The sequence below is a fragment of the Bacillus sp. SLBN-46 genome (assembly GCF_031453555.1).
Taxonomy (GTDB): Bacteria; Bacillota; Bacilli; order Bacillales; family Cytobacillaceae; genus Neobacillus.
The window spans coordinates 3,473,674-3,497,685 of the sequence record NZ_JAVIZM010000001.1 but is presented as its reverse complement, the minus strand read 5'-3'; the positions used below and the strand labels follow the sequence as shown (position 1 = coordinate 3,497,685).

The window sequence follows — 24,012 nt, the reverse complement described above, 5'->3', positions numbered from 1 at the left end:
TTTGCTAAATTCCTTATTGTGCTAACGGGGCAGGTTAATTAAAAATGAAACTAAAAAGGAGCAATTTTGCTCCTTAATCACATATTTATTTTTATTTTTTCTGCTTCTGACATTATATTTTTGATTAATATTTTTACAGCTTGTTGTTTAGCTAATCTTGTACTTTGACCAGACCATAGTGACATAAATTCTTTATTATTCTTTGAGGCGGCGACTTTTCTAATATCCTGGGTTAATGTATTTTGAACGGGGAAGTCTGGTAAATACCATTCGTTGCTCTGCATATCCAAAATAAAATTATTTGTAATTCCTCTTGCCCATTTACCTGAAAATGAACGAGTTAATACTGTATCTTCCTCTGTGACATTCATTATAGCATCTTTATGAACTTTATGTGCTCCACTTTCAATACAAGTCAAGAAAGCTGTCCCCATTTGTACACCCTTTGCACCTAAGCAGATAGAAGCCATCAACCCTCTTCCATCCATAATGCCTCCAGCAGCTATTACTGGAATACTTACATTGTCAACGACCTGCGGAATTAATGACATTGAACCAACTAAACTCACTTTATAATCATCGATAAAGTTCCCTCGATGTCCACCAGCTTCACTGCCTTGAACAACGACAATATCCATTCCTGCTTTCTCATTTTCAACTGCTTCTCTAACATTAGTTGCTGTTCCCATTAGAATAATGTCAGATTTTTTTAACTCAGATATCACTTTTTCAGATGGAATGCCAAATGTAAAAGAACAAACTGGAACATTTTCTTCAATTACCACCTTAATTTGTTCAATAAATGTTTCATAGACATTATTAAATTCAGGAATTTCAAAGCTATCTTTTTGAGGCAAATTCAGTTGCTCACGAATAGGGTTTAATAACTGATTAGCTGATTTAATGTCATCATATATAACATCAAACTCATTGGGTACAAAAAGATTTATACCAAAAGGATTTGATGTTAGGGTCTTTAACTCCCTTATTTGATTTCTAATTTGAATAGGGTTCATATAACCTGCTCCAATCATACCTAGACCACCACTATTTGAAACCTCAGACACTAATTCAGAAGTTGTTACTTCACCTGCCATTGGAGCCTGTAAAATTGGATATTTTATTTTTAATATTTCTGTAATTTCATTATTTAACATGTATATCCCTCATCTTTTGCGTAAGATTTCCTCTCAAATTGAATTCCATTTACAAGCAGGGCTGCCCCAATTAAAACGGCACTAGATGCTCCAATTAAAGCAGTATTAAAATTATGAGTGAATGATGATATGACTCCAGAAATGATGGGTCCTATCAACTGCCCAATAGCATATATAGCGGTTAGAATGCCAATAGTTCGACTGCTATTTGATGGATTTATTTGTCGTCCCAATGTTGTAGCAAGTGTAGTGATACCCATAAACGTTGCTCCAAATAACAAAGCACTTATGATAAAACTAGTTTTCGAAATCCAAAAGGCTGGCATCGCCATTCCCAAGGATTGTAGTGCCATTGCAAGAACTAAGGATTTAACGAAGCCCCATTTTTTTGCTAGTATAGACCAGATGAGACAGGATGGAATAGCAGCCAAACCTACCATCATCCAAACTAAGGTTGCATCATTATGAAAGGATGGGGTCTTTTCAGCTATAGATACGATAAATGTTCCTGTAACAATGTAACCCAATCCTTCTAAACCATAGGCAATAATCAACCAAAGGAGCCATTTAGTTGGGGGGACAACTGCAAAATTATCTTCTTTATTTTTTAACTCAGCAATGTTGGGAGCTTCATCTACCCATATCCATACGAAGATAGATAGGATTGCACTGACAACAGCTAATCCAATCCATGTACCTTCCCACTGATATAAATGGTTTAAACTCGGAATAAAAAGACTGGATAAACAGATTCCCAAACCTACCCCTCCATAAAATAAACCAGACCAACTTGTTTTGTTTAAAGTAGCAAGTTTATCTAACACGATACCAGAGGCTAGGACCAGCACATAAGCACTGGAAACCCCAGATAGAAATCGAAGTGCATACCAAACGGAATGAGAGTATGTTAGACCCATTATGGCAGTGGTTAATATACTGATTATTAGACTTATTTTTAAGATAATCACTCGATACTTCTTCAAAGGTACCGCTCCTGCTAAAATTGCTCCAAGCAAATATCCAGCGTAATTACTTGATGCTATATATCCAGCAACTGTATTCGAAAAAGATAGTTCTTTTTGCATAAGTGGAAGAATGGGAGTATATGCAAATCTTCCAATCCCCATAGCAATGATTAGTGACAATATTCCCCCTATTAAAAAAAGAAAAGATTGCTTCTTCAAATAAAAACCTCCAATAAAATGATTATATTTAAATCATATCTCTTATCTGGTATATTGAATAATACATAATATTGATATTTGCTATCAGTTAATCAGATGGCAAAAAAGAGGTGAGGATTTTGATGGATTTGCAAACATTAAAAGTTTTCCAGACTGTTGCAAAGCTGGGGAGTATTTCACAGGCAGCAAGAGAACTTCAATATGCACAATCTAATATCACGATGAAAATACAGCAATTAGAAACGGAACTTCAAACAACCTTATTTTATAGACATAATCGTGGGACTGTTTTGACAGCCAAAGGAAGCATGTTGTTAACATACACGGAAAAAATTTTTCATCTTATAGAAGAAACGAAAAACGTGATGAATGATGTTCAAACACCAAAAGGTCCTTTAATTATTGGTTCTATGGAAACAACTGCCGCAGTTCGTTTACCAGCCATATTTTCAAAGTACCTTAAAGACTATCCCGACGTTGACTTAACCCTAAAAACAGGTTCTACGGAAGAGAATATTCTAGGTGTGCTTCAGTATGAACTCGACGGAGCATTTGTTGCTGGACCGATTGAAAACTCTGAACTCATTCAAAAGGAAGTCTTTGACGAGGAATTGGTACTCGTTACAGATACAATTCATCCCCCTATATCTACTATCAAAGATATTCAAAAAGGGACATTGCTTGTATTTCGTACTGGATGTTCTTATCGAGAAAGGCTTGAACAATGGTTTCGCACAGAGAGGGTGATACCTAAAAAGATAATGGAATTTGGAACCCTAGATGGAATCATTGGGTGTGTATCTGCTGGTCTAGGTATAAGTATGCTTCCACTAAGCGTTGTAGCAAAACAAATACAAGAAGGAACTCTTAGACAGCATTCACTTCCAAATCCATTTGGAAAAGTCAAAACAATATTCATTTATAGAAAAGATAAGTATGTACCTTCATCATTATCAAAATTTATAAATATATTAAGTGATTAAATGAGAGGTTAGGGGTAATCTCGTTCAGAAATATTGTGAAGAGATGTACTTAAACTAATGGGTGCTTTTGTTAAGGATGGTGATCGCTGCGGCGGTCATTTTTTTCTTGTTGAATTAACGGCAGTTTAGTTGAATAAGGATTCAATACCAAACATAGATATTTTCCAACAAAAGATCAAAATGTGTTATTGTTATAATCTAAGTGTCTATGGTAGAAACATGAGAAAGGTGTGCAGAAGTGTGAACAAAAGAATATTTTTGATTTTATTTACTGTGATTTTAATATCTGTATTTGTGGGTTGCGGAAAAATCACTGAACATACTTCGTCAAAAAAAGTACAATCCCCAACGAGCACGGCTTCTAAGACTGTTGAAGCCAATAAGAGTACATCTGCCATTGACACAGATAAACCAACCAGTGATAGTGACTCCAACAAAAGTGTTCCTGCATCTAGCACTATAAAGGCAACAGGTACAACGGACGGATTTGATTACAGCAAATATACCCTAATTGTAGTAAACGGCGGGGATATGTCAGGATATAGACAGCCGAATGTCAAAGTCGATGTCGGATTTGGAGAACGGGAATATTGGGCGTATACAAATGAATACGGTCAGTTAATTCGTGTCGAGGCGAAAAATATAACACTCCAAAATCCGAATACTGAACATGTTTTATCGTCTGGGAGATACTATGCTGATGAAGCAAAGGTTCCAGGTACAGAGAGTCCAGAATTAGATCAAGGGCATGTGATTGCTGACTCGCTTGGGGGAGTATCTAACGCATATAACATTACACCTCAAAACAGCATTCTCAATAGGCATGGCGACCAAGCTTATATGGAAAAGGTGATTCGAGATGCAGGAGGTTGTACTGATTTTGTAGCAGTCATTCAATATCCAAACACTCAGACGCAAATTCCTAACCATTATAAATTCACATACAAAATTCAAGGCAGACCCATTACAGATGAATTTGACAATGTAAACCCAGATGAAGTGAACAAGAATTTAGGGAATACGACAGGTACGAGCAATACGCCACCGAAAACAGACAATGTTCCAGCAAACGAAACGGTAAGTAGTAATGAAGATGTTAGTAAGGTGGATACCAATCATAATGGAAAAGTTACAATCGCTGAAGCCAAAGCTGCTGGCTTTAAAATGCCAATTACGAGAGATTCATGGCTTTATAAATATATGGATGATCGAGATGGTGATGGCTTAGTAGGTGAATAAATGGGGTTATCATTCCCATGCGATTATGGAGCGTCCTTTATTATTTAAAACAACAAAGTGTATTGTGATCAAATGTACTTAACCTAAAGGGGGCATTACTGGAACAACGGTAATGCTTTTTCTTATTGAAGTAAATGGCAGTTTTATTAAAGAATGTTTAATCAAATTTAAGATTTGGTGATATTTTAGCTATCCAATTTAAGGAGGTGGCAATCTTATAGTAAAATTGTCTCTTTGTTTATTGTTAAGGGCCAGATAATAGAATAAATTACAATCGTTTGACATTATAGAACGTATCATTAGTAAGTCAATTTTTGGGGGGCTAAACTTACTGTTAGCAGCGCTACCTTAAGGTAGCGGAGAAACTAACATACGCATTATTATGCGTACTTATTTTAAATAAACTAGTCAACATTAATATTAATTATGTAGAATTTAATTAAGCAATCTGTTTTTGCAAGTACATTATTTATTCAACTAAAGGGACTTTCCTTGAAGAACTGACTGCTAAAAATTATAACTGAATTTTTCTGAAATAAGTAAAAATATTACAATATATGATATTGTTATAAGTATAGAAAAATATTATGGGGGTTATTGAATTGAAAAAGTATATAGTAGGTTTATTTGCTTTATTATTAATTTTTAGTTTAGTTGCTTGTTCATCTGAAAGTTCGAAAACCTTAAAAGCAGAGGATAAGAATGAGGAAAAGAGTTCTGAGGCAAAGGCAGAAGCCAAAGCAAAGGCAGAAGCAGAAGCCAAAACGAAGGCAGAAGCAGAAGCCAAAGCGAAGGCAGAAACAGAAGCCAAAGCGAAGGCAGAAGCCAAAGCGAAGGCAGAAGCAGAAGCCAAAGCGAAGGCAGAAGCAGAAGCCAAAGCGAAGGCAGAAGCAGAAGCCAAAGCAAAGGCAGAAGCAGAAGCCAAAGCGAAGGCAGAAGCTGAAGCCAAAGCAAAGGCAGAAGCAGAAGCCAAAGCAGCTTCAAGTGGAGGGTCAGAGTTCTTTGCCAATTGTACTGAACTAAGAAAGAAATATCCTAATGGCGTACCTTCAGATCATCCAGCCTATCAACATAAAATGGATAGAGATAACGATAATTTTGCTTGTGAAAGATAGTGTATTAGCGCTTAGTAGACCTTTCTAAGGTATTGAATTATGAATGATCCCATCTCAAATAATGAGATGGAATTATTTTTTGTATTCCTTAATAATTCTTAAACAGAATGATTAATTGATATTTCCAATGAAGAATTGAATCGTAAGTGCTAGAAAAGTAGAAGGAATAAATCAGGATTTTTGAAATCTAATAATAGTTGACAGGAAGCTACTTTTCTTTCGGTATAATGGAAATATGGTCCTTTTTCTTATTTAACTAATGGGGTCGATGCTTCAATAAACGAAGGATCGCTTTTTCTATATTCAAGTTACGGAGGTTAGTAATAGAATGGATATTATCCTACAAGTTAAATTATAATTTAGAAAATAGATAATAAAAGGAGTAGATTTATATTGGAAAAGGTCACACCATTTTTAATGTTTCAAGATGGCAAAGCAGAAGAAGCAATGAATTATTACACATCTCTGATTGAGGATTCAGCAATTACAAATATTGTTCGATATGGTGCAAATGAAAGTGGGGATGAAGGAACTGTCATGCAGGCTACTTTCACTTTAAAAGGTCAAGAATTTATGTGCATTGACAGTAATGTGAAACATCAGTTTTCCTTCACACCTTCGTTCTCAATATTTGTTACTTGTAATTCTGAAGAAGAACTTGACAATCTTTATCAGAAACTGAACGAAGGTGGACAAGCACTTATGCCACTAGGAGATTATGGTTTCAGTAAGAAGTTTGGCTGGCTAAATGACCGTTTTGGAGTTTCGTGGCAACTAAATCTACCTAAATAATATAAGAACTTAATACCCTATTCATAACAATAATAAAAGGGGTTAAGTTGAAGAAATACAAAAAGGCTTAGAGAGGTTTTTCCCTTAAGCCTTTTTGTTGTGAAATATACTAAAATCTTTCATTTAGCCTAAAAACGTCTGAATGACTAACCATACATTTAACCCTAAAATAGTTATGGCAAATAGTGTGGCTAATACTGTTGTGATACGTTTATTCGTTAATACCCCCATTAGATCTTTCTTTTGGGTAAAGTAGATTAATGCAATAATGGGAAAAGGCAAAACAATACTTAGAACAACCTGGCTAATAACAAGGGTTCGAGTTGGATCCACCCCAATGGCCACGATAATTACCGTTGGGAGCATGGTAATCAGACGACGGAACCAAAGCGGTATGGTAAAACCAACAAACCCTTGCATAATCACCTGTCCAGCCATTGTACCAACCACAGAACTTGAAATCCCTGAGGCAAGTAAGGAAATGAGAAACACACTAGCTGCGGCAGAGCCAAGCAACGGAGTGAGTGTGTGATAGGCAGATTGAATGTCAGCAATTTGACTGTGACCAGAAGAATTGAAGACAGATGCCGCCATGTACATCATCGATAAATTAACGAAACCAGCTAAGGTCATAGCAATGAAAATCTCTTTTGTACTAAACTTTTGGATTTTCACTTTTTCTGAGTCATTTCGAGGAACAATCCGTCCTTGAGTTAAACTGGAGTGTAAATAAATCGCATGTGGCATAACAGTAGCACCGATTACTCCAACTGCAAGCAGGATACTTTCATTATTGCCTAGCCATGGGACAACACTATGATAGGCAATTTGAGAAAGATCTGGTTGGGAAAGAACGGTTTCCACTAAGTAACACAACCCAATCAATACGGCAAATGCTGCAATGAATTTTTCAAGTGGGCGAAATCCATACTTTTCTAACAATAATATTAAATAGGTAACAACCCCGGTAATAATAGTAGCAAATAACATTGGTATACCTGCAAGAAGGTTTAAGGCCAGTGTTGCTCCTAAAAATTCTGCAAGATCGGTTGCCATTGCTGCTAACTCTGAAACAATCCACATAATTAGTACAAGCCATTTTGGCATATAATCCCGGCAAATTTCAGGGAGACTTCTACCTGTTGCAATACCTAGTTTTCCTGACATGTTTTGTAAAAGCATAGCCATTAAGTTGGCTAAAACAATTACCCATAACATTTTATAACCAAAGCGTGCACCGCTCTGAATGTTAGTAGCAAAATTCCCTGGATCAATATAAGCAATGGAGGCAATGAAGGCGGGCCCAAGGAACGGCAGTAAAGCCCGTATGCCTTTAACCTTTCCGTTTATGGCATCTCTAGCGGCAGCGACTGTTCGGTGTTCTGCTGCTTGAGCCCCTTTAACTGCTAGTGATTCGGTCTGGCTCATAAGACACCATCCTTTCATTTTATTGATTTTTTTCTGTAATGCAAGGTTTGTTCGCGAATGAACAAATGTTGCATCAGTGCAAATTTATAAAACTATTATATATAATCTACAAAGATTTGTGAATACTTTTGCCTATAATAGAAGATTAAACTTTGATTAGAATGGGGAGTAACTGTCTAAAAATGTTCTCTTGAACAATTGCAATATAAAGGCTACAGTTATATGAAAGAACGATTTTAAGAAGGTGGCAAACTTGGAAAAAAGATATTTTACAATTGGTATGGCAGGGCATATTGATCACGGGAAAACATCCTTAACGAAAGCGCTGACCAATGTGGATACAGATCGGTTAAAAGAAGAAAAAGAACGACAAATCTCCATCGAATTGGGATTTGCTCCTCTGTATGAAGATGACGAAATACAGATTTCAGTGATAGATGTTCCAGGCCATGAACGGTTTATTAGGCAAATGATAGCTGGAGTAGCGGGAATCGATTTGGTGGTGTTAGTGGTAGCTGCGGATGAAGGCGTTATGCCGCAAACTAGGGAGCATTTAGATATTTTAAAATTCTTAGGTGTAAAAAATGGTCTGATTGCCATCTCTAAAATTGATAGGGTAGATGAAGAATTCATTGAACTTGTTAAGGATGATATTTTAGAAGAGCTAATGGGGACTGTTTTTGAAGAAGCCCCTTTTGTACTTGTAGACAGTTTATCAGGAAAGGGCATTGAGGAAATAAAAAATGTGATTATTAAAACGCTAAAAGAACAGGAAATGCGAGATGCGAAAGGGGCATTCCGTCTGCCAATCGATCAAGTGTTTACCGTGAAAGGTCAAGGAACCGTTGTTCGTGGAACTGTTTATGAGGGAACGGTGGAAGAGGGACAAGTGCTGAAGATCATGCCTAAAGGACTGGAAGTAAGAGCACGGCAGATTCAGGTCCATCATAAGCCTGCACAAAAAGCCTATGCAGGCCAAAGGACCGCGATTAACCTCTCGAGTATTTCAAAGGAAGATTTAGATCGGGGGGATGTTCTCGTTTCCTCCGAGCATTTTATTGTTACAAAAACAGTAGATGTAGCTATCCGTGTGGTTGAGGATCTTGAACATATGGTCAAGCAGCGGATGCCAATTAAACTGCATATTGGAACAGCAGAGGTTATGGGCAGAATTGTTTTCTTTGATCGTAACGAAATTAAAGAGGAAAATGGAGAAATCCTTTGCCAGCTTCGTCTGGAAGAAGAAATCCTAACAAAGCGGGGCGACCGCTTTATTTTACGCAGACCTAGCCCACAAGAAACCATCGGCGGTGGCTGGGTAATTGATCCACGCGGTAGCAAGTACCGATTCGGGAACCAAACCATAGAAGAGCTGGAAAAGAAAAAAGTAGGTTCACCAAAAGAACGGATTACTGCGGCTCTAATTGAAGCGAAGAGTCTTCCGTTAGCTGAGTTAATAAAACGTACTGCACTAGATGAAGCAATATTAATTCAGCATTTAGATAACCCTGAATTTGTTTTCTACAATGGAAAAGAGTACACATTACAATTATTAATTAATGCCATAGAAGAAGACATATTCGATCGATTACAGGAATTTCATCTGTCTCATTCAATGAAAACTGGTATAAATAAAGCTGAGTTGTTACAAACCATGCAAAAAGGATTCCCAAAATCCTTACTTGATTTTGTCGTGGAAAATGGAATAACTAAAGGAGTATTTAATCGGAAAGAACAATTTGTATTCCTGGCTTCCTTTGTACCACATGTTCCAAAAAACTGGTCAAGGCGGACAGAGAATTTGCTGGAGGAAATGAAAAAGGATGGCTTAAAAGTCCGCTACCTGAAAGACTATTTTTCAGCAGCAGGCATTCCTGAAAATCTTGTATTTGATTTAAAAAGGTTTTTAGAGGACCAAGCACTAATCATACCGTTAGATGAGCAATTTGCCTATCACGGAGAAATTTTTTCTGAGGCTGTTAGTAAGCTTCAAAGTCAAACCGGATCTGAATTTGAGGTCGGCGAAGCAAAGGACATCCTAGACTTATCGAGAAAATATATGATTCCATTTTTAGAAAGATTGGATGCCAAAGGATTAACAAAAAGAGTAGAAAATAAGCGCAAATGGGTTAGATAAAAAAATCCTCTATTCCTTGCTGGAATAGAGGGTTTTCTTACGATTATGAAAGGAATTCAGCAGGGTTTAAGCCAAGTTCACGACAGATATCAGCCACCATTTGTTTTTCATTGTTGTCAAAATTTCCATCTGCATAGCCGATTGCAATACAATAACGTGCAACTAATCGGGCTATTTCAGGTTTGGTTCTTATTTTTCCAAGTGCTCGGAACGCTTCTGCTCGGCCCATCATCCGATCATTTTCAATTCTAGAAACAAAGAAGTTGAATTTCTGAATGACCTTATTTGTGTCAAAGACTCGTAATTCATCGCTTTGATGAACAAATTCCAGCATTTTTTGACGCTCCACCGCATCTAAATAACCATCGGCCATAGCCACTAATGCACAAGCGGCTACAACGGCTTCAAGAACATCCTGGCTTTTATAACGATTAAATAATTCTTGTGCTCTTCTTTTTTGATTATTTGCCCATTCCGCATAATCTGTTTGCGAAGGGGACCATGTACTGCCACAGTTATTACAAGAGAACTTTAGTTGATTCTTTCCAATAAAGCCGCCAAGTAAACCAACTGGGCCAAGGATTAACCCTCCGATAGCGGCTTTTCCTAGTCCAAATCCTTTTTTACCCGTTCGAACATTAGAGGAATGACAACGAGGACATACAATTTCATCTCCACCATACGTTTGGTTGGAAGCAGAAGTCGATGGAAAGGCAGACTGTGCCGGATATCCATAAGAAGGCTGCTGGAACGCTGAGTCTGGTTGAAGATGAACTGGCTGTTGGTAGGAGGTTTGCATTCCTTGGCTTTGCTGGTATGGATTTCTATTATTTTGTTGGTACGTTTGTGATTGCTGACTATAGTTAGTGGTAACGTTTGGTTGGTTAGTAGATTGTTGGTAGGGCAATGTCGATGGCGCACTCACAGGAGGGTCATCAACAGTAATCCCAAAATTCCGGCATAATGCTGCTAAGCCGCCTTGAAAGCCGCTAGCGATCGCATTGAATTTCCATTCTCCATTATGCCGGTATAATTCAGCAGCAACTATCGCAGTTTCCACGGTAAAATCTCTGCCAAGGTTAAATCTCATTAATTCTTCGTTGGTCAATTCATTAAAGATACGAACATAAGAATCGGATACTTGTCCAAAATTTTGCCCCTTGACCTGTGCATCGTGAATCGTGATCGTAAAAGCGATACGGTGAATGTGGGCTGGGACACGAGTTAAATCTATTCTGATTTGTTCGTCGTCTCGCTCCCCAGCTCCTGTGCGGTTGTCACCGCTATAAATGATGGCACCATTCCCACCAGAGGGATGATTGTAAAAAACAAAGTCTTGATCACTGTTTGCCTTGCCAGATTCTCCTAGTAAAAATGCTGAAGCATCCAAATCAAAGTTTGATCCCATATGACTAATATTCCACCCTAAGCCGACTACAACATTTTGAAGGCCAGGATATGATTTCGTTAAATCCACTTTTTGCCCTTTGCTAAGAGTTACACCCACATTTTCCACTCCTCACAGTATTTTTCATATGTAAATAATATATCTATTCTCATTAAAGAAAAAACATCCAGTTAAAAAACCACTTATATGTTTTACGGAAGTTGAGGCGAAAAGTTTCACATAAATTAAAAAGAAAGGACTAACTCAAAAAATAAAGTTAGTCCTTTCTATCATACTACAAAATCATCCAGTTTTTTCTTCTTTCTCAAGAGGCTTAGAATATTCTTGCTCCCAGAAATCTGCATCTTTAATCCCTAACTTTACAGGATCAAACACCGGATCTTTTCCATCTTTAAGCTGTGCCTCATAGTCTTTAAGCACTTTAAGTGCTGGTTTTGTCAGAAGGAGAATGGCAATAATATTTAACCAAGCCATACTTCCAACTCCAATATCACCTAATGTCCATGCAAGGCCTGCTGTTTTCACACTGCCATAGAATACCATTCCTAAAATAGCAATTTTGAGCACATAGTCAGTCCACACACGTTTTACTTTTTGATTGATATAGGCAAGGTTTGTTTCTGCCATATAATAATATGCCATAATGGTCGTAAATGCGAAGAAGAATAAAGAAATTGCTACAAATGGAGCACCAAAACCTGGCATCACTGATTCAACAGCAGATTGAGTGTACGCTGGACCTGGTTCGATATCACCAAGGTTGTTGACAATTTGAGCCTTACCCTCTGGTGCAACATTATACATTCCAGTGATAAGAATCATGAACGCAGTGGCAGAACACACAAATAATGTATCCACATATACGGAAAAGGCTTGAACAATCCCTTGTTTTGCAGGGTGAGAAACCTCGGCTGCAGCTGCAGCATGTGGAGCAGTACCTTGTCCTGCTTCATTCGAATAAATACCACGCTTAACTCCCCAAGAAATAGCTGCACCTAAAATTCCTCCAAATGCAGCATCTGCACCGAATGCACTAGAGAAAATTAGTTTTAATACCCCTGGTAGTTCTGAAATATTCATTGCAACAATAATAACGGCAACGAGGATATAACCTAAAGCCATGAAAGGGACAACGAATTCAGCAACACGCGCAATCCGTTTAACACCGCCAAAAATGATTGCTGCTAGAAAAATGACTAGAGCAGCACCAGTGATTGCTGGGCTAATTCCAAATGCATTATCCACACTAGCCGCAATACTATTTGCTTGAACCCCAGGTAAGAGGACTCCTGTAGCAATAACAGTTACAATGGCAAAAAGGACCGCATACCATTTCATCTTTAATCCTTTTTCTATGTAATAGGCAGGCCCACCACGGAATTGTCCGTTTTGTTTCACCTTATATACCTGACCTAAAGCTGCTTCAACAAATGCTGAACCTGCGCCTAGGAAGGCAATAGTCCACATCCAAAACACTGCACCAGGTCCACCAAAGGCAATAGCTGTTGCCACGCCGGCGATGTTACCAGTCCCGACACGACCAGATAAGGCAAGGGTTAATGCTTGGAAGGATGAGATTCCAGCATCTGATTTTCCGCCTTTAAACATTAAAGGAATAATGTCCTTCATATGTCTTACTTGCAGAAACCTTGTAGCAAAAGAGTAAAATAAACCTACACCTAAGCATAAATAAATGAGTGCCGGGCTCCAAATAATCCCACTGAGCCAATTAACAAACTGTTCCATATATTTCCCCCTTTGTTTAAATTACTTTTTTATTATATAACAGAATATTGGTCAATTAAAAGAATTTTTTTAATTGTGTAATTATTCTAATATATTAACACGTTAATGGGTTAAAAAAGCGCACCGAACGTTGAGGTTCAGTGCGCGTTGTTTTGTTTATTTTTTTATAAATGGCCACCAGTTGGCTTGACCGAAGGTTTTGACCATAACTGGTACGAATAGTGGTAAAAACACGAGTGAGTATAAGGCCAATCCAATTAATAGAATGGTAGCTATTTCAAGCAATGATAATACACCTGATGGCATCATCGCTGCGAAAGTACCACCAAGAATAACGGCTGCAGAAATAATGACTGTGCCCATTTTTTTCATAGAGAGAAGAATTGCTTGTTGGACTGACATATCTCGATATTCGTTAAATCGATCCATTAAGAATATGCTGTAGTCGATACCTAGCGCCACCAGAATGACAAATGCGAAGAATGGAACTGCCCAGCTGATACCTGTATAACCTAACCAATTCACAAAAATCGTTTCTGAAATGGCCATGGATGTAAAGTAGGTTAAGACTAATGAGCCGATTAAATAGAGTGGCATAATGAGCGAGCGAAGTAAAATAATTAATATAATACTAATACCTACCAACATTAAGACAACTGTACGAGAATAATCAGCTTTTGAAATGGTGTCTAAATCATGGTGCATGCTGGAAACACCGCCAACTGCTACTTTCGCATTCTCAAGCTTAGTATCCTTGACTGCTCGTTTGACCGCCTGCTTAATTTCTGGAATACGGTCAATTGCTTCATTCGAATAAGGATTTTTATTGAAAACCACATCAAGGGTCATCACTTTTCGGTCCTTTGACATATAGGCATTCAGAGCCTGCTCAAAGTCCTTGCTGTTAAGCACTTCTTGTGGAATGTAAAAGCCATTCTGTTTTTGCTTAGACACAGCGGAAAGATAATCTTGTGCAGAATCTAGTCCATCATATACTTTATTTAGACCATCAGCACTTTGGGCCAATCCGTCTGAAAGCACCATCGTTTGACTTTTCGTTGTTTCAAACCCTGTAAGAAGCTGCTTCTGACCCTCACTAATAGTATTTAATCCCCCAGTAAATTGCGGAATCCCATCAACTGCTTTTGCCTGACCATCAGCCATTTGATTGAGATAGCCTTCTAGTTGGTTGATACCTGAGATGATTTGCTCCATCCCTTTAATTAACGCTTCCTGACCTGCAATTATTTCAGTAAATTTACTGTTGGCATAAGCGATCCCATCTTGGGCACCTTTTAAGCTAGTATTTAGTTGATCCATCCCTGCAGACAATTCTTTAGTAGCTGATTGAGAGCCCTGAACAGTCTGTTTAATAGTTTGATAGTTTTGATTCTCTTGTATACCAATATAATCTTTTTCTAAATTACTAAAATATGGATTTGTGGATAATAAAGCTTGGTGTAGATTTTCTATTCCGCTTGCTGTTTTCTCATAATTCTCTCTAAGAGTACCTAACCCAGATTCTGCTTTTTTGTATCCTTCAAGGAGTTGTTTACTTCCGGCTAAAATATCAGCAGAATTTACCTTAATCTGCTCCAACCCTTTTTTAGCCTTACCAGCCCCTATAGAACCAGCTTTCAGTCCCTGTTCAATCTGTGAGAGACCTCCTTGTAGCTCTCCCAATTTTGTTTTTATCGTATTGGTACCCGTAATTAACTGACTAATTCCATCAGTTGCTTCCTGCATTTTCGGTTGATTAGAGGTCATTTGAGTGACAGCCTCTTCAAGACCATCACTGATTTTTTTAATTCCTTCATTACTTTGTCCTAGTCCGTCACCAAGACCAGCTACTTGTTTAGAAAGATAGAAATCGTCAATAAGATTGCCGGTTGGACGTGTGACAGAACGTACGCTGTCTACATCGTTCACTTTTTTTAACTCTTGACTAATCTTTTCTGTAATCGCAATGTATTCCGATGTGTTCATTTGATCATCATTTTTAATGACAATTTGAGTTGGCATGGATTCACCAGGTCCAAATGAATCAGAGATAATATTGAAGCCCTTTATAGAAGGGTATTCATCGCTAATTTCTTCAAGCGAGTTAAATGATAATTGGTCATCATAGGTAAATAAGAATGGTACGGATATAAGAGCCACTAGGATAAAAGCGATTAAGGGACGTGCTAACGCAAATTTACCCATAAAGCCCCAGAATTTACTGTCACCGTGCTCAAGGTTCCCCTTTGAGGGCCAGAACAGTTTTTTGCCCAATACAGCCATGAAGAAAGGGACGACGGTGACGAGTGCGATTAACAAAATGGCTACACCAACAGCTACCGCAGCAGCAGATTTATAAAGCTGGAATGTGGAAAGTCCGATGGATGCAAATCCAATCATGACGGCAACACCACTAAAGAATACCGTCTTACCTGCAGTACGATAAGTAGTGATAATAGCTTCAGTTACATCTTTCCCTTCAGCCATTTCTTCTTTAAAACGGCTGAGGAGCAAAATACAATAGTCCGTTCCTATTCCAAAAAGAACAGCTACTAAAAAAATCTGAGTAAAGGTTGATAGCGGAAAATCAACCTTATCAACTAACAGTGCGACAATGGATTGGGCAGTAAGGTAACTAAAACCTACTGTTACCAATGGAATAATCGGGGCTACAGCGGATCTAAAAACAAGTAAAAGGACAACCAGAATGAATCCAACGGTGATGCCCTCTGTTTTTTTCAATCCTTCTTGAGAATTGGTAATGAGATCTTCACTAATTACCCAATTCCCTGTGTAATAATGATCGAGTTTAATTTGATCAATGGCATCATACAAATCTTTTGAGATTTCTTTTGCTTCCCGATTATTTGCTGTTACCTTCACAGAAACCAAAATCGTTTTTCCATCTTTCGAAACAAGCTGGTCTTTTAATTCCTCCTGTTTAAAATGAGTGAGGATTTCTGTGATACCAAGTTCTTTTTTATTTTTTTCAAGTGTTGAAACCGCTTTTTCTGCTTGCGCAAAATCTTTGTTGGTCAATTTCTTATCGCTATGGAACACGAGTGCAGTTTGTAAGTCTCTGCCTTTATTTTCACTGGATTGAACGTCATTTAGAATTTTCTCAGCAATGGTTGAAGAGTAGCCTTCTGGAACGGAAATTTGTCCTTTCTCCCGTACAAGGGCTTCCATATTTGGCGCAATCAAAAAAAAGGTAGCGATCACTGCAATCCATGCGGCTAGAATGAACCATTTTCCTTTGATAATCGTATTCAAGGATTATTCCCCCAGTTCTTCCTTTTTCTTATTGGATAAGATTGACGCTAATTTTTCATACGTATTCATAAAATTTACTATTTCTGTCTCATCAAATTGGGTAATGATGGATTCAACTAGTAGTCGTACTTTTTCCTGGCAATCTTGGTATAAGCCATTTCCTTCTTCTGTTAACGTTAAATAAACAACTCTTCTGTCGTTTTCATCACGTGTTCTCTGAATCAGACCTCTATCTGCCATTCGATTAATGATGGCTGTTATTGCACTTTTATTTACTTCAAATGCATCTGCTAATTCAGAAGAGGTACATTCCTTAGCTTGGTGAATGTATCTTAATATGTAGTGCTGATCATTTGTCAGTTCATTACCAATTTGCCCCTTAATCAAAGATTCTGCTTTTTTATGGACTTGAAAAGACAACGTCACATAGCGGTCAATTAATTCCTGAATGGTTTTGTTCTCCATATATCTGTCTCCTCACTTTTCGGACAAATAGTTAAACTCTTTAACTATTCACTTGTTTAACTATAAAACAAGGTGAAATTCACGTCAATATTCCCTTAAGGAAAAATTAAGGAATCATCGCAATAATATTTTATGACAAACTTTGAGCTCCCTAGGCATGTCTAGGGTTAGAAAAGGAGTAGAGCATGATGAAAAAATGGGTAATGTTAGCAGTTGGATTATTGGTTGCGGGTTTTGTTGGCTATCAATATTATTCATCAAAAACAAGCAGTCAAACAGTTTCAGCACAGGTGAGAACAGCTACGGTACAAAAAGGAACGCTAGAAGTTAAAATCAGCGGATCAGGAACAGTTCAACCCGTTACAAGTGAAGATATTAAAGCAAAGGATAATAACAATGAAATTGATGAAGTATTAGTTGCTACAGGGGAAGAAGTAAAGGTGGGTGACGAACTCATCACATTTACTGATGGAAGCGATCCGATTACAGCACCTGCGTCCGGAATTGTGACCACCATATCCGTTTCGGCAGGTGAACGGGTAACAAGTGGACAAGTTGTTGCCCATGTAACGAACTACAAAGACTCGCAAACGGTTGTACAAATTGACGAACTTGATATTCCTAAAATCAAAAAGGATCAAACAGTAAGTTTGAAAATAAATGCTTTCCCGGACCAGGCTTATACAGGAAAGGTAGCTTCCGTTTCTGAAGAGGGAAATTCATCAAACGGTGTGTCGACCTTCGATGTAATTATTCATATTGATAAACCAGAAAACCTTAAAGTGGGTATGAGTACTGAAGCTAGTATATTAACAGCAAGTAAGGAATCGGCACTATATGTTCCGTTAGACGCAATCCACAGCAGCAATGGTGAAAAATTTGTGCAGGTACTTTCTTCAACAACTAGTTCACAAACAAATGGTGGAAGCGAACAGAAGACTGTAAAAACGGGATTAGCCAATGAAGATTATGTTGAAATTACAGAGGGAGTAACGGAAGGGGAAGTGGTCCAATTACCTCAACTCGCTACCGGAAGCTCTTCCGGCAATACAAAAGGCTTCATGCAAGGTGGAGGTTTTGGTGGGGCAAATATGGGTGGAATGGGCGGCTTTAACCGAAACGGTGGTCGTCAAGGACAATTTAGCGGAAGGACAGGTAACTAATGGGGAAACCAATCATTCAAATAAAAGATTTAATGAAGACATATAAACTTGGTGGCGAAACGGTTCACGCTTTAAATAATGTGTCAATTGAGATTGATAAAGGAGAATTCTTAGCCATTATTGGCCCGTCTGGTTCAGGAAAATCAACACTCATGAACATGATAGGCTGCCTTGATAGACCCCAGTCCGGAAAATACCTATTGGCTGGTAAGGATATCGGTAAGATGAATGACAATCAATTAGCAACGATCCGAAATCAGAAAATAGGATTCATCTTTCAAAATTTTAATCTATTAACAAAATTGACAGCACTTGAAAATGTTGAGTTGCCCCTGTTATATAGTGGTGTGCCCACAAAAGAACGCCGGGAAAGAGCATTAGAAAGCCTTCAAAAAGTAGGGTTGAAGGACAGGTCAGGACATTTACCAACCCAACTATCTGGTGGTCAGCAGCAACGGGTTGCCATTGCGAGAGCACTTGTAGGGAATCCGGCCATTCTCCTGGCTGATGAACCTACTGGTGCACTAGATAGCAAGACTAGTAAGGAAATTTTATCCATTATGAAAGAGCTAAATGAATTGGGACATACCATTATTTTAATTACACACGATTTAGAAATAGCGAAGCAAGCAAAAAGAATGGTCAGTATTCAAGACGGCCAGCTTCAAGAAAATGGAGGTGAGCTAGATGGGAATTATTCAATCTATTAAAATGGCACTCCGCAGTATAATAGGGAACAAGCTAAGGTCTGCACTAACAATGCTTGGGATGATTATCGGGGTCTCTTCCGTGATTATCCTTGTTTCGATTGCACAAGGGGCAGCACAAAATGTGGCAAGTCAAATTAATCAGCTTGGAACCAATCTATTAACTATTAATACATTTAGTACGGATTTAGCTTTAACGGAAGATAAAATTGAAGAGCTTGGGAAATTGAGTGGAGTGAAAGATGTTTCTCCCGTAGTTTCTGGTCGGGTAAATGTGAAGAAGGATAGAACTACCTCACAGGTGACTCTAACGGGAACGAATGCAGCGTATTCCACTGTTCGTGACACGAAGGTGAGTGCAGGTAGATTTATTACAGATCTTGATATTGAATATAGACAAAAGATTGCGGTAATCGGGGCGGATACGGCCTCTACCTTCTTTGGTTCGATAGACCCTGTTGGTCAATACATTCAAATTGAGGGTACATCTTTTAAAGTAGTCGGCGTACTAGTCTCAAAAGGCAGTTCCATGGGCCAAAGTGGAGATAACGTTGTTATTGTTCCTTTAAGTACGGGCCAGCGGTTGGTAAAGAGTACAACGATAAATCAAGTTTACCTTCAAGGAAAAAGTGAAGACCAAATGGATTTCGTGATGAACGAGGTAGAAATGAAGATGGCCTCTTTATTTCCAAACAAGAGTGATTCTTATAGTGTAACGAACCAACAGGATTTAATGGATACTATGAGTTCTGTCACAGACACAATGACCATGATGCTGGGTGGGATTGCAAGTATTTCGTTACTAGTTGGTGGGATAGGAATCATGAATATTATGCTCGTATCCGTTTCAGAACGAACAAAGGAAATTGGGATTCGTAAAGCTATTGGTGCTAAGAGACGAGACGTTCTTTTACAATTCCTTATTGAGGCAGTGGTACTAAGTGGTGTTGGAGGAATCATTGGTATTTTAGCAGGACTAGGTATTGGAAAGATCCTTTCCTCTTTATTAAGTTTAACCGTATCATTCACATCATCGGTGATGCTATTATCATTCCTTTTCTCGTTGGCTGTAGGTGTCATATTTGGAGTATTTCCTGCTAATAAAGCATCCAAATTGAATCCTATTCAGGCTCTACGATATGAATAAAATGAATGTAAGCGGATCGTTCCTTTTGCGGCCGCTTCCTTTACTATATAATTTAATAAAAGATCTTAGTTACTAGGAGAGATAGGGATGCGTTTATTAGTAGTAGAAGATAATATTCCGTTGCTCGAGTCTATTGTTCAGCTTTTATCAGATGAATTTGAAGTGGACCAAGCAGCGAATGGGGAAGATGCTTTATTTTTAGCAATGCAGAATATCCATGATGTGATTGTGTTGGATGTAATGATTCCTGAAATAGATGGTTTTGAAGTGCTCCAGACAATAAGAAAAGAAGGTTTAAAAATCCCAGTCCTCTTTCTAACGGCCAGAGATTCGTTAGAAGACCGTGTGAAGGGATTAGATAGCGGCGGAGATGATTACTTAGTGAAGCCATTTCAAGCGGCTGAGTTAAAAGCGAGGATTCGAGCCTTATTACGTAGAAGTGGCAGCCTGACTACCAATCAAACCATTCAATATCGGGGGATTGAATTGTTAGGGAAAGAAAGAGACATTGTGGCAAATGGAGAATCGATTAAACTTACCTCCAAACAATATGAACTGTTAGAATATCTCATTCAAAATAAAGGGGCTATTTTAACAAAAGAACAAATATATGATCGTGTATGGGGCTTTGATTCTGATACAACAATAGCGATCGTTGAGGTCTTCATGCATCATCTTCGTAAAAAACTAGAACCTACAGGTTATCATGCTGACATAAAAACGATTCGTGGCGTAGGTTACATGCTTAACGAAGAATAGGGGGTGCAAATGTTCCGGCAAACTCATATACGATTAACATTTATTAATTCCATTGTCTTTATTGTCCTCATTAGCATTCTAGGAAGCACCATCTATTTTTATACAGATAGTAGATTATATAAGGATGTCAATCAGTCGTTACAAGAATCTCTTGACCATTTTCAGGAGCAACCAAGACCTGGTATTGGTCCTGATAAAGATGATATGCGAGAGGGAGAAGGGAAGTCTTTCCTGAGGGTCATGAGAAGAGACCCGAGAATTATGACATTAATATGGGATGAAAATAAGAAACTTATAGCAGAGCAAAATCGTGAAGCTGACCTTTTTCTCGATCATGAAAACGCCATACGCCCTAAGGCATTAAACAGCCTGCAGGATGTAGAAGTGGAGGAGTTTTCTTATAGGTATGTAGCGTTTGAGGTAAACCATCCTGAATTAGGGAAAGTGACGGTTCAATTTATTCGAAACGTTAACTCTGAAAAAGAATTACTCAACCAGTTATTATTAATTATTACAGTGGGTATTGGAATTGGAGTGGTATTAGCTGTAATCTCTGGTTATTTCTTAGCAGGCAAGGCACTTGTCCCAATCAAAAGAGCATGGCAAAAGCAGACTGAATTTGTATCGGATGCATCACACGAATTAAGAACCCCTTTAGCAGTAATCCAGGCAAAAACGGATATTCTTTTTCGATCACCAAGCGCAACTATACAGGATAAAATTTTAGATATATCCGCGATTTCAAACGAATCACGAAGACTCTCGAAACTTGTTACTAATTTATTGACGTTGGCAAGATCTGATTCCGATCAAATTGAAATGAAGAAGAATGCTTTTCAACTAGATGAGCTTTTAAAAGAAATAATTCATCATTATGAAGAGATTGCTATGTACCAAGAAAAAACGCTTCACTTAAGTACGCTTGAACCTGTGGAATTCTTTGCAGATAAAGAGAGAATCCATCAGCTTATTGTTATCCTATTGGACAATGCAATGAAATACACTCAGGAGGGTGGAGAAATCTTGTTATCTTGTAGACAAAGTCACTCCTCCATTTACTTAGAAGTGAAAGATAACGGGATTGGAATCCCAGAAGAAGATATTCCGAAAATATTTGATCGTTTTTATCAAAGTGACAAAGCCCGTACTGCAGCTGAAGGAACAGGTTTGGGCTTGTCTATTGCTAAATGGATCATTGAGAAACACCATGGAAGGACAAAGGTTCAAAGTAGCCTTGGTAAAGGAACGACAATAGAGATTATTTTTCCGAGAGCCCAAAAAAATTAAATTTGGGTTCTTTTTTTTAAGGAAATCTTAAGGAACGCCCACGATAATGAATTTATTAGTTGAAACAACCATTTGAGGGGAGAAGTACTGTCATGAAGAAGATGAGAAAGGCGCACTTATGGATTGGCTTAATTGCATCAGTATTAATTTTTTTGGAGTCTATTACAGGGCTACTAATGAATGAACCTTGGTTAATCGGTCAAACACAAATGGAAGGTGAAAGAGGAAACTTTCAACAAGGCCAATTTAATAGAGGACAATTCAGGCAGGGTGAGGGACAAGCAAATGGCCAAATGCAGGGCCCAAATGGATTTAATGGAACTAACCCATCACAGGGACAAGCTGGCATGCAGGGCGGACAAGTTCAAGAATCTGGTGGGTTTGGCAGAAATGGAAATTTTCCAGAGGGGGTTCGTGGAGAAAGGTTGGGGCAAGGCTCATTCATGAGTACCATCCGTGGTCTTCATGAAGGTAGAATTGGAAATACGGATGTGAAATGGTTGATTGATTTAGCTGCTCTTGCGATGATTTTCCTTACTGGTTCAGGTATTTATTTATCTGTTCAAATTCTTCGTGCAGACAGTAAAAGGAGAAAGCGTCAATTAGAAAACATGGAAGTTTTGTAATATAAACCCGAAAAAGGCTGACAATATAGTCAGCCTTTTTCGTATGCTATTCAACAATGATGGTCCCTTTAAACATTTCCATACCGCAGCTAAAGGTGAATTCGCCAGTCTTCTCAGGAGTAAAGGTAAGATTCGTTGTACCTACTTTTAAGTTCACATCGTTAATATTAAAGTCTGGAATCTTAAATGTAGATAAACAGCTATCTTCCAGTGGATTGGTAATCTCAAGTTCTACAGGAATGCCCTTTTTAACACGAATGACGTTTGGTGTATATCCAGTTTCTGTTACGAGCATTTTTACTTTAGGTGAGCTTTCTTTTGTGACATCCACCTCTGTTTTAGCCATTTTCTTGGTGCTACTAGTTTCCTGTTGAGCCTCGGTTTGGGTCGTCTCGCTTTGACCAGGAACCTTTACCATATCCGTGCTATACATAAACAAAAACAGAGAGACTAGTACCACTCCACCAGCAATTATGGCAAAAGGTGATAGCTCATTGGTATCGATAGAAAATTTATTATTTGTAGTCACATAAATATAGACAATGACAAATCCGATAATAACAATATAGAAACCTAATAATATACCTAGTAAAATGGTAGGGTTGATATATTGTAGGAATAACCCAAGAATGGCTCCATTAATTCCTCCGATTAATCCAAATATGGATGACATCAGTATAGCTAGTAACCCAATTGGGTGTCCTGCTAAGAAGCCAATAACGAATCCTATGATCATGCTGACGCCAACGACTAAGAATGTCTCGCCCGAAATGATTCCAATGATACTGCCAGTTAACAAGCCAGTAATAATGGCAATCACCATGCTAAGCAGGATACCCGGAGTGTTATTCAGCTTGATTTTATTACGGTATACAAGAAAAATAGAATTACCGGTCCCTAGCGCAACGATCACTGCCGATATGATTGAAAAAATAGTCATCTTTTTGTCTCCTCTAATGTGGGCTTATTCAATTTTATAAAATAAACAACATAAGAGTATTATAAATGCAAATAATGGTTTCAAAATTGTCTTTTAAGTGATTTGTATGAACGTTTTATGAATCTTGCTGAGGAAATAGGTGGAGGAAGGAATTTTTGAGCCAGTTCTAGTCTTTTTTCTCTTTATCAATCGTATTTTTGAAAATGCGTTTAAGGGCTTCATTTTGCATTCTAATGTATTCAAGTAAAAACTCTTTCTCTTCTTTCTCTACGTCGACCGGGTCCTTTTCTTCTTTTGTCATGGAAGTCACCTCTTCACTTAATTACTTGCATTTTACACGTTTTATACTGAAGTTTAAAGCCAAATCTAAATTTACTCACACTCCGTTGCAAAATATTTCCCTTTTCGAATTGACTTTTAAGCAGATGAAATATATAATTTCTTCAAAAATACTAT

General features: G+C 38.0%; 19 protein-coding genes, 1 pseudogene and 1 other annotated feature (1 of these 21 only partly in view). Of the genes and pseudogenes, 11 read left to right on the top strand and 9 right to left on the bottom strand.

The window, feature by feature from the left end; translation table 11 throughout:
• Positions 1–77: 77 nt before the first annotated feature.
• Both QFZ87_RS17910 and QFZ87_RS17905 read right to left on the bottom strand, forming a co-directional pair.
• The gene (locus QFZ87_RS17910; RefSeq protein WP_309864215.1) at positions 78–1,157 is read right to left on the bottom strand and encodes an NAD(P)H-dependent flavin oxidoreductase; all 1,080 of its coding nucleotides are present in this window, start codon (positions 1,155–1,157) and stop codon (positions 78–80) included.
• Positions 1,151–2,341, bottom strand: coding sequence for a YbfB/YjiJ family MFS transporter (locus QFZ87_RS17905; RefSeq protein WP_309864212.1), 1,191 nt, complete (start codon positions 2,339–2,341; stop codon positions 1,151–1,153). Before QFZ87_RS17905 ends, QFZ87_RS17910 begins: the two co-directional genes overlap by 7 nt.
• A 122-nt stretch (positions 2,342–2,463) precedes the next feature.
• On the opposite strand from QFZ87_RS17905, the gene QFZ87_RS17900 reads away from it, so the two are divergent.
• The 4 genes and pseudogenes from QFZ87_RS17900 to QFZ87_RS17885 all read left to right on the top strand — a co-directional run bounded on the left by QFZ87_RS17900 (position 2,464) and on the right by QFZ87_RS17885 (position 6,470).
• Positions 2,464–3,324, top strand: a complete 861-nt coding sequence (locus QFZ87_RS17900) for a LysR family transcriptional regulator (protein WP_309867962.1) — start codon at positions 2,464–2,466, stop codon at positions 3,322–3,324.
• 219 nt (positions 3,325–3,543) lie between these two features.
• Complete coding sequence (locus QFZ87_RS17895; RefSeq protein WP_483862245.1) at positions 3,544–4,563, top strand: DNA/RNA non-specific endonuclease; 1,020 nt, start codon at positions 3,544–3,546, stop codon at positions 4,561–4,563.
• A 986-nt stretch (positions 4,564–5,549) separates the two neighbouring features.
• A pseudogene (locus QFZ87_RS17890) lies at positions 5,550–5,678 on the top strand (excalibur calcium-binding domain-containing protein); the annotation flags it as partial.
• A gap of 393 nt (positions 5,679–6,071) precedes the next feature.
• Positions 6,072–6,470 carry a VOC family protein gene (locus QFZ87_RS17885; protein ID WP_309864206.1) on the top strand — a complete coding sequence of 133 codons (399 nt, stop codon included), beginning with the start codon at positions 6,072–6,074 and terminating at the stop codon, positions 6,468–6,470.
• Positions 6,471–6,593: 123 nt separating this feature from the next.
• Here QFZ87_RS17885 and QFZ87_RS17880 read toward each other — a convergent pair whose 3' ends face one another.
• Positions 6,594–7,898 carry an Nramp family divalent metal transporter gene (locus QFZ87_RS17880; RefSeq protein WP_309864204.1) on the bottom strand — a complete coding sequence of 435 codons (1,305 nt, stop codon included), beginning with the start codon at positions 7,896–7,898 and terminating at the stop codon, positions 6,594–6,596.
• A gap of 280 nt (positions 7,899–8,178) precedes the next feature.
• On the opposite strand from QFZ87_RS17880, the gene selB reads away from it, so the two are divergent.
• Positions 8,179–10,035 carry a selenocysteine-specific translation elongation factor gene (gene selB / locus QFZ87_RS17875; protein ID WP_396133976.1) on the top strand — a complete coding sequence of 619 codons (1,857 nt, stop codon included), beginning with the start codon at positions 8,179–8,181 and terminating at the stop codon, positions 10,033–10,035.
• A gap of 43 nt (positions 10,036–10,078) precedes the next feature.
• Here the strand turns inward: selB and QFZ87_RS17870 are convergent, their stop codons facing one another.
• The 4 genes from QFZ87_RS17870 to QFZ87_RS17855 all read right to left on the bottom strand — a co-directional run bounded on the left by QFZ87_RS17870 (position 10,079) and on the right by QFZ87_RS17855 (position 16,927).
• The gene (locus QFZ87_RS17870; RefSeq protein ID WP_309864198.1) at positions 10,079–11,542 is read right to left on the bottom strand and encodes a TerD family protein; all 1,464 of its coding nucleotides are present in this window, start codon (positions 11,540–11,542) and stop codon (positions 10,079–10,081) included.
• A 183-nt stretch (positions 11,543–11,725) separates the two neighbouring features.
• Entirely contained in the window at positions 11,726–13,189 is a 1,464-nt protein-coding gene (locus QFZ87_RS17865; RefSeq protein WP_309864194.1) for an alanine/glycine:cation symporter family protein, read from the bottom strand.
• Positions 13,190–13,345: 156 nt separating this feature from the next.
• Positions 13,346–16,462, bottom strand: a complete 3,117-nt coding sequence (locus QFZ87_RS17860; RefSeq protein WP_309864191.1) for an MMPL family transporter — start codon at positions 16,460–16,462, stop codon at positions 13,346–13,348.
• A gap of 3 nt (positions 16,463–16,465) precedes the next feature.
• Positions 16,466–16,927, bottom strand: coding sequence for a MarR family winged helix-turn-helix transcriptional regulator (locus QFZ87_RS17855; protein ID WP_309864188.1), 462 nt, complete (start codon positions 16,925–16,927; stop codon positions 16,466–16,468).
• Between the two features lie 185 nt (positions 16,928–17,112).
• Between QFZ87_RS17855 and QFZ87_RS17850 the strand changes: the two genes are divergently transcribed.
• The 6 genes from QFZ87_RS17850 to QFZ87_RS17825 all read left to right on the top strand — a co-directional run bounded on the left by QFZ87_RS17850 (position 17,113) and on the right by QFZ87_RS17825 (position 22,616).
• On the top strand, positions 17,113–18,090 hold the full coding sequence (locus QFZ87_RS17850; RefSeq protein ID WP_309864185.1) for an efflux RND transporter periplasmic adaptor subunit: 978 nt from the start codon (positions 17,113–17,115) through the stop codon (positions 18,088–18,090).
• A complete protein-coding gene (locus QFZ87_RS17845; protein WP_309864183.1) occupies positions 18,090–18,800 on the top strand; it encodes an ABC transporter ATP-binding protein in 711 nt (236 codons plus the stop codon). The genes QFZ87_RS17850 and QFZ87_RS17845 overlap by 1 nt, the downstream gene beginning before the upstream one ends.
• Positions 18,778–19,944: an ABC transporter permease gene (locus QFZ87_RS17840; protein ID WP_309864180.1), complete on the top strand. Its 1,167-nt coding sequence runs from the start codon at positions 18,778–18,780 to the stop codon at positions 19,942–19,944. Before QFZ87_RS17845 ends, QFZ87_RS17840 begins: the two co-directional genes overlap by 23 nt.
• An 87-nt stretch (positions 19,945–20,031) precedes the next feature.
• Positions 20,032–20,703 carry a response regulator transcription factor gene (locus QFZ87_RS17835; protein ID WP_309864178.1) on the top strand — a complete coding sequence of 224 codons (672 nt, stop codon included), beginning with the start codon at positions 20,032–20,034 and terminating at the stop codon, positions 20,701–20,703.
• A 9-nt stretch (positions 20,704–20,712) separates the two neighbouring features.
• Positions 20,713–21,990 (top strand): sensor histidine kinase, encoded by a 1,278-nt coding sequence (locus QFZ87_RS17830; RefSeq protein ID WP_309864175.1) that lies wholly within the window; start codon positions 20,713–20,715, stop codon positions 21,988–21,990.
• Between the two features lie 92 nt (positions 21,991–22,082).
• The gene (locus QFZ87_RS17825; protein ID WP_309864172.1) at positions 22,083–22,616 is read left to right on the top strand and encodes a PepSY-associated TM helix domain-containing protein; all 534 of its coding nucleotides are present in this window, start codon (positions 22,083–22,085) and stop codon (positions 22,614–22,616) included.
• 46 nt (positions 22,617–22,662) lie between these two features.
• On the opposite strand, the gene QFZ87_RS17820 is transcribed toward QFZ87_RS17825, so the two are convergent.
• The gene (locus QFZ87_RS17820) at positions 22,663–23,556 is read right to left on the bottom strand and encodes a cupredoxin domain-containing protein (protein WP_309864169.1); all 894 of its coding nucleotides are present in this window, start codon (positions 23,554–23,556) and stop codon (positions 22,663–22,665) included.
• 166 nt (positions 23,557–23,722) lie between these two features.
• A complete protein-coding gene (locus QFZ87_RS17815; protein WP_309864167.1) occupies positions 23,723–23,857 on the bottom strand; it encodes a hypothetical protein in 135 nt (44 codons plus the stop codon).
• A 153-nt stretch (positions 23,858–24,010) separates the two neighbouring features.
• Positions 24,011–24,012 (top strand) — a binding site (T-box leader); it runs 213 nt beyond the window's last position.

Excerpts from the sequence above, each read along its gene's own strand:
- QFZ87_RS17850 (WP_309864185.1), top strand. The coding sequence starts at position 17,113 with ATGATGAAAAAATGGGTAATGTTAGCAGTTGGATTATTGGTTGCGGGT.
- QFZ87_RS17880 (WP_309864204.1), bottom strand. The coding sequence starts at position 7,898 with ATGAGCCAGACCGAATCACTAGCAGTTAAAGGGGCTCAAGCAGCAGAA.
- QFZ87_RS17845 (WP_309864183.1), top strand. The coding sequence starts at position 18,090 with ATGGGGAAACCAATCATTCAAATAAAAGATTTAATGAAGACATATAAA.
- QFZ87_RS17835 (WP_309864178.1), top strand. The coding sequence starts at position 20,032 with ATGCGTTTATTAGTAGTAGAAGATAATATTCCGTTGCTCGAGTCTATT.
- QFZ87_RS17910 (WP_309864215.1), bottom strand. The coding sequence starts at position 1,157 with ATGTTAAATAATGAAATTACAGAAATATTAAAAATAAAATATCCAATT.
- QFZ87_RS17830 (WP_309864175.1), top strand. The coding sequence starts at position 20,713 with ATGTTCCGGCAAACTCATATACGATTAACATTTATTAATTCCATTGTC.
- QFZ87_RS17825 (WP_309864172.1), top strand. The coding sequence starts at position 22,083 with ATGAAGAAGATGAGAAAGGCGCACTTATGGATTGGCTTAATTGCATCA.
- QFZ87_RS17840 (WP_309864180.1), top strand. The coding sequence starts at position 18,778 with ATGGGAATTATTCAATCTATTAAAATGGCACTCCGCAGTATAATAGGG.
- selB (WP_396133976.1), top strand. The coding sequence starts at position 8,179 with ATGGCAGGGCATATTGATCACGGGAAAACATCCTTAACGAAAGCGCTG.
- QFZ87_RS17865 (WP_309864194.1), bottom strand. The coding sequence starts at position 13,189 with ATGGAACAGTTTGTTAATTGGCTCAGTGGGATTATTTGGAGCCCGGCA.
- QFZ87_RS17855 (WP_309864188.1), bottom strand. The coding sequence starts at position 16,927 with ATGGAGAACAAAACCATTCAGGAATTAATTGACCGCTATGTGACGTTG.
- QFZ87_RS17815 (WP_309864167.1), bottom strand. The coding sequence starts at position 23,857 with ATGACAAAAGAAGAAAAGGACCCGGTCGACGTAGAGAAAGAAGAGAAA.
- QFZ87_RS17820 (WP_309864169.1), bottom strand. The coding sequence starts at position 23,556 with ATGACTATTTTTTCAATCATATCGGCAGTGATCGTTGCGCTAGGGACC.
- QFZ87_RS17895 (WP_483862245.1), top strand. The coding sequence starts at position 3,544 with ATGAGAAAGGTGTGCAGAAGTGTGAACAAAAGAATATTTTTGATTTTA.
- QFZ87_RS17900 (WP_309867962.1), top strand. The coding sequence starts at position 2,464 with ATGGATTTGCAAACATTAAAAGTTTTCCAGACTGTTGCAAAGCTGGGG.